Source organism: Microbacterium sp. NPDC090014, assembly GCF_044748285.1.
Classification (GTDB): Bacteria; Actinomycetota; Actinomycetes; order Actinomycetales; family Microbacteriaceae; genus Microbacterium.
Window position 1 is genome coordinate 1696275 of the sequence record NZ_JBIVFS010000001.1, and the last position, 11443, is coordinate 1707717.

9 protein-coding genes are annotated in these 11443 nt (G+C 69.1%); 2 read left to right on the forward strand and 7 right to left on the reverse strand.

Going from position 1 to position 11443, the window contains the following annotated elements:
* Window positions 1–109: 109 nt before the first annotated feature.
* The gene (locus tag ACIPV5_RS08030; RefSeq protein WP_053099050.1) at window positions 110–2155 is read left to right on the forward strand and encodes an ABC transporter ATP-binding protein; all 2046 of its coding nucleotides are present in this window, start codon (window positions 110–112) and stop codon (window positions 2153–2155) included.
* Window positions 2156–2162: 7 nt separating this feature from the next.
* Here ACIPV5_RS08030 and ACIPV5_RS08035 read toward each other — a convergent pair whose 3' ends face one another.
* Genes ACIPV5_RS08035 through ACIPV5_RS08065 form a run of 7 tightly spaced genes read right to left on the reverse strand, consistent with a single transcriptional unit; the run spans window position 2163 to window position 9498 of the window.
* Window positions 2163–2936, reverse strand: a complete 774-nt coding sequence (locus tag ACIPV5_RS08035) for an SDR family NAD(P)-dependent oxidoreductase (protein WP_400340670.1) — start codon at window positions 2934–2936, stop codon at window positions 2163–2165.
* A 20-nt stretch (window positions 2937–2956) separates the two neighbouring features.
* On the reverse strand, window positions 2957–3904 hold the full coding sequence (locus tag ACIPV5_RS08040; RefSeq protein ID WP_400340671.1) for a glycosyltransferase family 2 protein: 948 nt from the start codon (window positions 3902–3904) through the stop codon (window positions 2957–2959).
* A gap of 36 nt (window positions 3905–3940) precedes the next feature.
* Window positions 3941–5080 carry a cysteine desulfurase family protein gene (locus tag ACIPV5_RS08045; protein ID WP_400340672.1) on the reverse strand — a complete coding sequence of 380 codons (1140 nt, stop codon included), beginning with the start codon at window positions 5078–5080 and terminating at the stop codon, window positions 3941–3943.
* A 5-nt stretch (window positions 5081–5085) separates the two neighbouring features.
* A complete protein-coding gene (nadC, locus tag ACIPV5_RS08050) occupies window positions 5086–5937 on the reverse strand; it encodes a carboxylating nicotinate-nucleotide diphosphorylase (protein ID WP_053095552.1) in 852 nt (283 codons plus the stop codon).
* A complete protein-coding gene (gene nadB / locus ACIPV5_RS08055; RefSeq protein WP_400340674.1) occupies window positions 5937–7451 on the reverse strand; it encodes an L-aspartate oxidase in 1515 nt (504 codons plus the stop codon). Before nadB ends, nadC begins: the two co-directional genes overlap by 1 nt.
* Complete coding sequence (gene nadA, locus ACIPV5_RS08060; protein ID WP_053095554.1) at window positions 7448–8785, reverse strand: quinolinate synthase NadA; 1338 nt, start codon at window positions 8783–8785, stop codon at window positions 7448–7450. Before nadA ends, nadB begins: the two co-directional genes overlap by 4 nt.
* The gene (locus ACIPV5_RS08065) at window positions 8782–9498 is read right to left on the reverse strand and encodes an NUDIX hydrolase (RefSeq protein WP_400340676.1); all 717 of its coding nucleotides are present in this window, start codon (window positions 9496–9498) and stop codon (window positions 8782–8784) included. The genes nadA and ACIPV5_RS08065 overlap by 4 nt, the downstream gene beginning before the upstream one ends.
* A gap of 243 nt (window positions 9499–9741) precedes the next feature.
* On the opposite strand from ACIPV5_RS08065, the gene ACIPV5_RS08070 reads away from it, so the two are divergent.
* The gene (locus ACIPV5_RS08070) at window positions 9742–11433 is read left to right on the forward strand and encodes an ABC transporter substrate-binding protein (RefSeq protein ID WP_400340677.1); all 1692 of its coding nucleotides are present in this window, start codon (window positions 9742–9744) and stop codon (window positions 11431–11433) included.
* The last annotated feature ends 10 nt before the right edge of the window (window positions 11434–11443 follow it).

Consider the following 11443-nt stretch of genomic DNA (forward strand, 5'->3'; position numbering starts at 1 on the left):
AACCACAGGTTCGGACATTTCATTCCGGATCCCTCTGAATCCGCTCTCAGCGGACGGACGCCCGCGCTGAGCGCGTCCCGGGGTCATGCGTGCTGACTACGCTGGCGACATGAGCATGGGTGGTGGACGCGGGGGATTCCGCGGTGTGGACGAGAGCGCACAGCGTCGGCTCAACGCCGAGGCACCGCGCATCAGCGGGCTCGGATCCAGGGTGATCGCGCTGTTCCGTCCGTACCGCTGGCGCATCTTCTGGACCGGCGTATTGGTCGTGATCGGCGCCGCCATCGCCGTGATCCCACCGCTGATCGTGCAGCGCATCTTCGACGACGCGCTCTTCCCCGTCGACGGCGGTGGCCCCCAGCTGCAGCTCCTGATCTGGCTGGTCTCGGCGATGGTCGGGCTCTTCCTCCTCTCCGCCGTCCTCGGCGTCGCGCAGACCTGGCTCACCTCGACCGTCGGCAACAGCGTCACGGGCGATCTGCGGGTCCGGCTGTTCGAGCATCTGCAGGCCATGGAGCTCGGATTCTTCACCCGGACGAAGACCGGCGTCATCCAGTCGCGTCTGCAGAACGACGTCGGCGGCGTCTCGGGCGTCCTGACCAACACCGTGACCAGCATCCTCGGCAATGTCGTGACGGTCATCGCCTCCCTCGTCGCGATGATCCTGATCGATTGGCGGCTCACGCTGATCGCTGTCGTGCTCATGCCGTTCCTCATCATCGTGCAGCGACGCGTGGGGCAGGTCCGTGCGCGCATCGCCGGCGAGACCCAGGAGTCGCTGTCCGAGCTCACCTCCATCACGCAGGAGACTCTGAGCGTGTCGGGGATGCTCCTGTCGAAGGCGTTCAACCGACAGCGCACCGAATCGCAGCGATACCAGGCCGAGAACCGCAACCAGGTGAGGCTGCAGGTACGGCGGGCGATGAGCGGGCAGGGCTTCTTCGCGGTCGTCCAGGTGCTGATGGCGAGCGTCCCCGCGGTCATCTACCTCGTCTCGGGCTACCTGATCGCCGGCGGCACCGGCGCGATCACCGCGGGAACCGTCGTCGCCTTCACGACCGTTCAGGCCCGTCTGCTGCAGCCGCTGATGGGCCTCATGCGGGTGTCGCTCGACCTTCAGACGTCGTCCGCGCTGTTCGCGCGCATCTTCGAGTACCTCGACCTGGTGCCCGAGATCCAGGACGCCCCGGATGCGATCACGGTCGCTGAAGCGCCGGGGCCACGGGGACGGATCGAGTTCGCCGACGTCGTCTTCCGCTATCCGGACGCGGCACCCGATGCTCGCCCCACCCTGCAGGGCGTCTCCTTCGTGGCCGAGCCCGGTCAGCACGTCGCATTCGTCGGTCCCTCGGGTGCGGGCAAGACGACGGTGCTGTATCTGGCGCCGAGACTGTACGAGGCGCATGGCGGCGCGGTGCTGTTCGCGGGAGCGGACGTGAAGACCCTCACGCAGGAGTCGATCATCGACCAGGTCGGCATCGTCTCGCAGGAGACGTACCTGTTCCACGCGACGATCCGCGAGAACCTGCTGTACGCCAGACCCGACGCGACGGACGAGGAGATGATCGCCGCCTGCACCGCAGCGAACATCCATCACATCATCAGCGGGTTTGAAGACGGCTATGACACCGTGGTCGGAGAACGGGGATACCGTCTCTCGGGCGGTGAGAAGCAGCGCATCGCGATCGCCCGAGTGCTGTTGAAGGATCCGCCCGTGCTGCTGCTCGACGAAGCGACGTCCGCTCTCGACACGGTGTCGGAGCGCGTCGTGCAGGAGGCGTTGGACGAAGCGGCCAAGGGGCGCACGACGCTGACGATCGCGCATCGACTCTCGACGATCATGGGGGCCGACGTCATCCATGTCGTCGAAGCCGGCCTGATCGTGGAGTCGGGCACTCACGCAGAGCTCCTCGCGCGGGGCGGTCTCTATGCCGAGCTCGCCGCGCAGCAGGTGGCCGCTTCGCGTGTGCTCGATACGGAGAGGGCCGTCGAGACGGCCGTCTCGGGAGGCGTGCGCGCGGCCCTCGCCCACCGTCGGGCCGACCGGGCTCCGGAGGATTCCGCCGGGGCGGATGCGGTCGACGCGCTCACCGCTCCGGTTCCGCTGCTCGACGTGTCCCGTGCCGACGAGCGGGTCTACCCGGCCGAGGGGTGAGACGTGCTCAGTGCACCGACAGGCCGCCGTCGATGAACATCGACTGCCCGGTGACGTAGCTCGAGCCGGCGCCGGCGAGGAACACGGCCGCGGCGGCGAAATCCGACGGCAGTCCGTTGCGTCCGATCATGGTCCGTGCGGCGAGGGCGGCGATCTGCTCGGGGTCCTCCTGCAGCCGGGCGTTGAGCGGGGTGAGCACGAACCCGGGGACGAGACTGTTGCTCGTGACTCCGGTGCCTCCCCATGCCTCGGCCTCCGAGCGCATCAGCGACTCCACGGCTCCCTTCGAGGCGCCGTAGACGCCGCTGCCGACGAACGCGCGATGGGCCTGCTGGGAGCTGATGTGGATCAGGCGCCCGTAGCCCCGCTCGGCCATGCCGGTGGCATAGCGCTGGCCGAGCAGGAAAGGGGCGAGCGCATTCACCGTCATCGTCGCGTCCCAGTCGTCCTCGGTGATCTCGGCGAACGGCGGGCGGATGTTGATCCCTGCGGAGTTCACCAGGATGTCCGGCTCGCCGAACGGCTCGACGGCCGCTTCAGCGAGGGCTCGGATTCCCTCCCGCGTGCCGAGGTCTCCGGCGACTCCTGCCGCCCGGCATCCGGCGCGGGTGAGCTCCGCCACGGTCTCGGCAATCCGCGCTTCACCGCGCGCCACGATCACGGTCGAGGCGCCCGCGCTCGCGAGTGCCGTCGCGATGCCGCGTCCGATGCCCGAGCTGCCACCCGTGACGACGGCGGTGCGCCCCTCGAGCGAGAAGAGGTCGGCGAGGTACTGGTTCATCGGTCTCCAGAGTGCGGGTCTCACCACGCCAGCGCGGCGGTGAGGGCGGGATCGGGGCGGGCGGCGGCGTGCTCGGGGAGTGCTTCGATCTCGGCGACGAACGCGTCGACCTCGTCTGAGTAGTCCGGTTCGGTGTGCGTGCGCGCGATCTCGAGCAGCGGCGGAATGTCCATGGCCAGGATCAGCTCGAGACGGGCGGTGACGGCGGCCTGTGCTCCCGCCTCGTGCAGCACGCGGATTCCTCCGCGCAGAGCCGTGAGATAGTCGCGCAGCACGGGGAGCTTCGCACGCCCCTGCGTGATCGAGGTGCCGTCCGCGCGCAGGCGCCAGCGCACCACGGTGTCGGGGATGACATCGAAGCTGCGCGCCCGTGTGTACATCAGCTGGGCGACCACCTGATCCTCGTAGGCGACGCCCTCGGGGAACCTCAGGTCGTTCCAGAACTCGGTGCGGCTGACCTTCGACCAAGCCACGATGTTCGCGCTCGCTCGAGGGTGCTCCGCGATCGTGGTGGCGAGTCGTTCGGGCGACGTCGCTGCCGACACCCACGGCTGCACGCGCCCCGCGACGTAGCGCTCGCCGTCGAAGCGCGACCTCACGTAGGCGCCGGCGACGAAATCGCTGCCGGTCTCGGCGAGCGTCCCGACGAGTCGTTCGAGGGCCGAGGGCGTGAGTTCGTCGTCTGCGTCGAGGAAGCCGATCAGGGGAGTGTCGACGAGGTCGATGCCGACGTTCCGCGCGGCACCCAGGCCTCGGGACGCCTCGTGATGCACCGCCCGGAACCGTGGATCCGATGCGGCGGCCGCGGCGAAGATCTCCGCCGTGTCGTCTCTGGATCCGTCGTCGATGAGGATCGCGTTCCACCTCGTCTCGGTCTGCGAGCGCAGCGACTCGAGTGCGGCAGGAGCGAAGGCGCCGATGTCGCGGCCGGGGACGATCAGGGTCACGATCGGGGCGGAGGCGGTCACGAGCCGAGTCTATGGCCGGCCGGTCGGGCTCGTCGTTCAGGGGTGGGTGACCGCGCGCACCGATTCGGCGACCAGCCCGGCGAGCCGTTCGGCCAGGTCGTGCGGGAGCGCCTCGCGTCCGAAGGTGAACCGCACAGAGGTCTGCGCGACCGCGGGGGAGATCCCGCATGCGAGAAGCACATGCGAGGGCTCGTCGCTTCCGGCGGTGCAGGCAGAGCCGCTCGACGACACCACTCCCCGACGCTCGAGCTCGAGCAGGACAGCCTCCCCGCTGACTCCGGCGAACGTGAAGCTCGCCGTGCCGGGCAGCCGTGCCACGGGGTCGCCGGTGAGGGCCGCCTGCGGCACGAGTGCGTGCACCGCGGCGATGAAGCGCCCCGTCGACTCAGCGACCCGGGCGCTCGCCTCTTCGCGCTCCGCGTCGGCGAGCTCCAGCGCTGTCGCGAGAGCCACCGCGCCCGCGACGTTCTCGGTGCCCGAACGGCGTCCTCGTTCCTGGCCGCCCCCGTGCATGAGCGGCTCGAGCGCGACGCGCCCCCGCACGGCGAGCGTTCCGATCCCCTTCGGAGCTCCGAGCTTGTGCCCGGCGATGGCGACGGCATCCGCTCCGAGGCCGCTGAGCGGCAGCCACCCCGCAGACTGCACGGCGTCGACATGCACCGGGACGCCTGCCTCCCTCGCGGCTGCTGCGAGGGAGGCGACGTCCTGGACCGTGCCGATCTCGTTGTTGGCGTGTCCGAAGGCGACCAGTGCGGTGTCATCGCGCAGGGCCTGCGTCAGAGCGGCGACGGAGATCCTGCCGAGGCCGTCGACGGGGATCGGCGTCACCTCGACGTCGTGGAAGCGCCGCAGGTGGTCGGCGGATTCGAGGATCGACTCGTGCTCGATCGGCGAGACGACCAGATGCCGGCGACCGCGTGCGAGGGCTGCCAGCACGATGCCCTTCACCGCGAGATTGTTCGATTCCGTTCCACCGGATGTGAAGATCACATCGCCCGCGCGCATGCCCAGCACTCGGGCCACCCGCGACCGTGCGTCATCGAGTGCGCTCGCCGCGGCCTCACCGTACGTGTGGTGGCTCGACGGATTGCCGAAGACCCCGGTCAGGAACGGGCGCATGGCCTCGACGACCTCCGGTCGCACCGGAGCCGTTGCGGCGTGATCGAGATAGAGCATCCCCGTCAGTCGATCCGCACGTCGAGACCGAGATCGAGCGCCCGGGCGGAGTGCGTCAGGGCGCCGACCGAGATGACGTCGACCCCGGTCGCCGCGATCGCCCCGACCGTGTCGAGAGCGACCCCGCCCGAGGCTTCGACCTGCGCGCGATCGCCGATCATCGAGACCCCGGCGCGCAGGTCGTCGAGAGAGAAGTTGTCGAGCAGCACCGTGTGCGCACCCCCGTCGAGCACGGCGGGGATCTGATCGAGCCGGTCGACCTCGACGACCACGTGCGTCGTGTGAGGCAGCCGGGAGAGCGCATCCCGCAGAGCCGAGGCGAGGTCGACGCCCGAGCGCTTCAGCACCGCGAGATGGTTGTCCTTGGCCATCACCGCATCGGACAGCGAGAACCGGTGGTTGTGACCACCGCCCGAGAGCACCGCATGCCGTTCGAACGCTCGCATGCCCGGGGTCGTCTTCCGCGTGTCGGCGATCCGCGCCGATGTCCCCTCGACCGCGCGCACGTAGGCGGCGGTGGCTGTCGCGACACCGCTCATCCGCTGGGTGAAGTTCAGAGCGATGCGCTCGGCGGTGAGGATGCCGCGGGCCGAGCCGGATACCGAGGCGAGCACGTCGCCCGCATCGAAGGCGTCTCCGTCGCCCACATGCACGTCGACCGCGATCGCCGGATCGGTGAGGTGGAACGCGGCCGCGAACACCTCGCCGCCGCTGAAGGTGCCCGCTTCGCGGGCGACGAGGTCGGCAGTGGCGGTGGCATCCGCGGGAAGCAGGGTCGCGCTCGTCAGGTCGCCCCAGGGGGCGTCTTCCTCGAGGGCTGCGCTGACGACGCGGGTGATGTGGGCGGCGGTGAGCATCAGACTGTCTCCAGGAGAGGTGAGGCGAGGGGTTCGCGGAAGTGCGCACCGACGGAATCGGTGCGAGCGAGCGCGGCAGACGCGGTCGCGCGGGCGAGCAGGAGGAGGTTCGCATCCTCGCGCTCGCGGACGGTGGCCGGCTCGGGAATCGCGGCGAGCCAGCGGCCGACGATGGTTGCGGCGTGTCGCAGACCCTCTTCCGAGCGCAGCAGGCCGACGTGGTCCCACATCAGGCGCTGCAGCGCTGCGCGACTGAAGTCGGCGCCGACAGCGATCTCGCCGGTGGATTCCGACTCCTCGGACAGAGGTGCGCGAGGCGCCGAGCCGCGCTGCGAGCTGACGGGAGGATGCTGCCAGGGCGTGCCGAGCGCGGCTGCCGCGCGGGCTCCGAAGACCGCGCCTTCGAGCAGCGAGTTCGAGGCGAGACGATTCGCACCGTGCACGCCGGTGCGCGCGACCTCGCCCACGGCGAAGAGCCCGGGGACGGAGGTGCGCCCGTCGAGGTCGGTGACGACGCCTCCCATCAGATAGTGGGCGGCGGGTGTCACCGGGATCGGAGCGGAGCCCCAGTCGAGACCGCGTTCCCGCGTCACTCGATCGATCGTCGGGAACCGCTGCGCGAGCCTGAGTCCGCCGATCCTGGTCGCGTCGAGACGCACGGGGGAGCCCTGTCGGGCGGACTGGCGGGCGATCGCCCGCGCGACGACGTCGCGCGGGGCGAGCTCGCCGTCCGGGTGGCTGTCGAAGACGAATCGCCGACCGTCGGCGTCCACCAGCGTCGCCCCTTCGCCGCGGACCGCTTCCGAGACGAGGAAGGCGGAACCCTCGGCCAGGGTCGTCGGATGGAACTGCACGAACTCGAGGTCGGCCACCGCGGCCCCGATCCGCACGGCGGCGGCGATGCCGTCACCCGTGGTGCCGAGGGGATTCGTGGTGTGCGCATACAGGTGCCCTGCGCCGCCCGTGGCGAGCACGACCGCGTCGGCGGAGAGCTCCGAGACCGCCCCGCCGACCTGGACACGCACGCCGCGCACGACGCCGTCCTCGGCGATCACGTCGGCCAGGAAGGCGCCCTCCACGACGGTGACATCCGCGTCGCGGACCGAGGCCACCAACGCCCGGGTGATCGCTGCTCCCGTGGCATCCCCTCCGGCGTGCACGATGCGTGCGTGACGGTGCGCGGCCTCCCGCCCGAGCAGCACCCGCCCGTCGGGTGAGCGGTCGAACGCGACGCCTCGGGCGATCAGCTCCGCGATCCTGGTCGCGCCCTCGTGCACGAGAACATCGACCGCGGCGGGATCCGAGAGTCCTGCTCCGGCATCGATGGTGTCTGCGGCGTGCTGTGCCGCCGAGTCGCCGACGCCGTAGATTCCGGCGACGCCGCCCTGCGCGTACCCCGTGCAGCCGTCGCCCAGCGCACCCTTCGTCACGATCGTGACCGAGTGGCCGGTCTCGTGCGCGTGCAGGGCCGTCGTGAGTCCGGCGATGCCCGAGCCGACGACGACGACGTTCACCGGGCGCTCGCCGCCACGGGCGGCTTCGCCGCCAGCATCCGTTCGAGGGCGATGCGGGCGGGGTCGGCCACGTCCGCCGTCACCGTGATCCGATTCGGCGTGCGGCCCGCGACGAGCTCTTCGAGCACCCAGGCGAGATACCCGGGGTGGATGCGGTACATCGTCGAGCAGGGGCACACCACCGGGTCCAGGCAGAAGATCTCGTGCTGGGGGAACTGCGCCGCGAGGCGACGGACGAGGTTGATCTCGGTGCCGATCGCGAAGGTGGTCGGCGTGGTCGCCGCGGCGATCGCCCGACGGATGTAGTCGGTCGATCCCGCCTCGTCCGCCGCGTCCACGACGGCCATCGGGCACTCGGGGTGCACGATCACCCGGACCCCGGGGTGCTCGGCCCGCGCCTGGTCGATCTGATCCACGGTGAAACGGCGGTGCACCGAGCAGAACCCGTGCCAGAGGATCACCTGCGAGTCGACGAGCTGTGCCGCGGAGGATCCGCCGAGCGCCTGGCGCGGGTTCCACATCGGCATCCGCTCGAGCGGTACGCCCATCGCCTTCGCGGTGTTGCGGCCGAGGTGCTGGTCGGGGAAGAAGAGCACGCGCTGACCGCGCTCGAATGCCCACTCGAGTACGGTCTGCGCATTCGAGGAGGTGCACACGATTCCTCCGTGGCGCCCCACGAAGCCCTTGATCGCGGCCGACGAGTTCATATACGTGACGGGGATCACCGGCACCCGTCCACCCGCATCGGGTGTGTCGAGGTCGCCCAGCACGTCTGCGAGCTGCTCCCAGCAGTCCTCGACCTGATCGATGTCCGCCATATCGGCCATCGAGCATCCGGCCGCCAGATTGGGCAGGATCACGGCCTGGTCGGGTCCCGAGAGCAGATCAGCCGTCTCGGCCATGAAGTGCACTCCGCAGAACACGATCGCCTCGGCGTTCGGACGCTCCTTCGCCGCGGTCGCGAGCTGGAACGAGTCGCCCACGTAGTCGGCGTGCCGCACGACCTCTTCGCGCTGGTAGAAGTGCCCGAGCACGACGGCGCGGTCACCGAGGGTGGCCTTCGCGATGCGGATGCGCTCGTCGAGGTCGGCCTCGCCGGCCTCTCGGTACTCGGCGGGGAGCTCTCCCTGCCGCGGAGCGCCGGTGGGGATGACGTCGCCCATCGACGACCCGGGACCGTATCCGGGGCGGGAGTCGAAGTCCCAGGGGCCGGCGGCGAGGTCGGTCGCGCACGTCGCGTCGGTCGAGGCGCCGGACACGATCGACTGGATCGCGTGATCGACAGAGGCGTCGATCGGCTGGACGACCGGTGTGGGAACGAAGGTGATGCTCATCGGGTGCTCGTCTCCTCGGGGCCGAGGGGGCCGTGATCGGCCAGCTCGACGTCGGTGTTGTAGCGGTACAGGCGGGCGGGTCGGTGGTTGCCGGTGCGGAACCGGTCGGTGGGAAGGAGGTTGCCGGCGGATTCGACCTGGCGGCGGAAGTTGGCTGGATCCAGGTGCTTGCCGAGAATGGCCTCGTACGCCTCGCGGAGATCCGCCAGGGTGAACTCGGCAGGAAGGAAGCCGTGGGCGACGCGGCTGTAGCCGACCTTGTTCCGCAGTCGCCACAGGGCGTACTCGACGATCTTCGTGTGATCGAAGGCCAGCGCCGGGAGCTCATCGAGGTCGACCCAGCGCACGTTCTCCGGAGCCTTGCCGGATGCCCGATGCGCCGCGCTCTGCGCGTCGACGTCATCCTGGCGGAGCAGTGCCCAGTACACGATCGACACGACGCGGGTGGGGGAGCGGTCGACGGCCCCGAAGGCGTAGAGCTGCTCGAGATAGCTCGGCGTCAGTCCCGTCGTCTCGGCCAGAGTCCTGGCTGCGGCGTCGACAGCCGATTCGGTCTCGGTGAGCCAGCCGCCGGGGAGGGCCCACTGGCCGGCGAACGGCTCGCGCGTGCGCAGCACGAGTGGCAGCGCGAGCACCGCCGAGCCGTTCTCGGTGCGTCGAAGGGTGAGGATCACGGTCGACACGGCGACGTCGATGCCTCTGCTTTGGGTCATATATACCTTAACCTCCTGTTCTGATCTTAGTGTCATCTCGACTGTTAGTGCATCTTCGTGACGCCACCGCCCCTGAGGCCGAAACGTTATATACCAGCGTTCTGGACTCTTGTCGCTATGAAAGGGATTTGTTAGGTTACTGTCCTAACAAATCCCTTTCGGGATCTGTTGCGAACTCCGTCCGGAGTTCGACTCCACCCGGAGAAATCCCTCCTGCAGTGCAGCACCGAGAGGAAATACAGAATGATCCGTAACGGAAGGCGCAAGATCGCGCTCACCGCTGTGGCGGGGGCATCCGTCCTCGCCCTGGGCCTGACGGCCTGTGGCGCAGGCGGAGGCAACGAGGGGAGCGGTGGCGATGGCGACCGTGCTCTTCGTGTCTGGGCCGGCAGCCAGACCCCCATCACCGCGAACTACAACCCGTTCGCCCCGACCGTGCTCCACGGTGCACTCGGGCCGATCTACGAGCCGCTGTTCTTCTTCAACAAGACGGCGGATTCCGAGCCCGTCGGTCTGATCGGAGACTCGTACGAATACAACGAGGACGGCACGGTGATCACGATCGCCATCAAGCCCGATCTCAAGTGGAGCGACGGAGAGCCGCTGACCGCCGCCGACGTCGCGTTCTCCTTCACCTACGAGGCCAACAACCCTGAGGGCAACGGTCTCGTCTCGGCGGAGGCTACGGACGACACCACGGTCGTCCTCACGTACACGACCGCGCAGTACACGACCGAGTTCCAGCGCCTCGGTTCGACCTACATCCTCCCCGAGCACGTGTGGGCGGAGGTCACCGACTTCGCGAACTTCGCCAACGAAGAGCCGGTCGGCTCCGGCGCCTACGTGGTCGACAAGACGACGAGCGAGTCGTACACGCTCGTCGCGAACGAGAACTTCCGCGACGCCGACGAGCTCGGAGTCAAGAAGGTCCAGTACATCGCGGTCGACAACAACCAGACCGCACAGGACCTGCTCGCCGCCGGCAAGCTCGACTGGACGGGCATGTTCATCCCGAACCCGGACGACGTCACGGGCAACGGAGCGATCGATTGGATCAACACGCCGCAGGACCCGACCGTCCTGTACACGTGCTCGAACGCCGAGCTCGGCTGCACGGGTCCCCAGACCGACGTCGCGGTTCGACAGGCGCTCAACGTCGCGATCGACCGCACGGCCATCAAGGACAAGGCGTTCGTCGGTCTGACCGGCGACATCTCGCCGACCTTCGCGCTGCTGCCCCGTGACGAGAAGTGGGTCGCGGACTCCGCCAACGAGATCAGCCCCCAGGAGGCGAACGCCGACGAGGCGGGCGAGATCCTCGAGGCCGCCGGCTACACGAAGGACGGCGACTTCTACGCGAAGGACGGCGTGCCGCTCGAGCTCAGCCTGATCTCGGTCGACGGCTGGACCGACTACAACGATGCGGCGAAGCTGATCGCCGAGCAGGCACAGGCTGCCGGCATCAAGATCACGGCATCCACGGTGCAGTGGCAGGAATTCTCGGACGCCCGTCAGGGCGGTGACTTCCAGCTGATCGTCGGCGGTGTGGTCGGAACCTCGGTGGCCGACCCGTTCCAGATCTACCGCGACTGGTTCGGCGGCACGACCGTCGGTTCGACCGCAGCGGTGGGCTCGGAGGTGCCCGCGGGGCGTTGGAACTTCAGCCGATACAGCAACCCCGTCGTCGACACGGCCGTCCAGGCCGCGATCAGCACGAACGACGAGGCAGAGAAGAAGGAGCTGTACGGCACGATCCAGACCGAGATCGTCCGTGATCTGCCCTACATCCCGCTCGTGATCAACGCGACGCAGACCTTCTACAACACGAAGGACTTCACGGGATGGCCGACGGAGGAGGACCTCTACGCCTTCCCGCCGTCCTGGGGTGCGATCGCGGCGGGCTACGTCCTGACGCAGCTCGAGCCGGCGAACTAAGCACATGGAG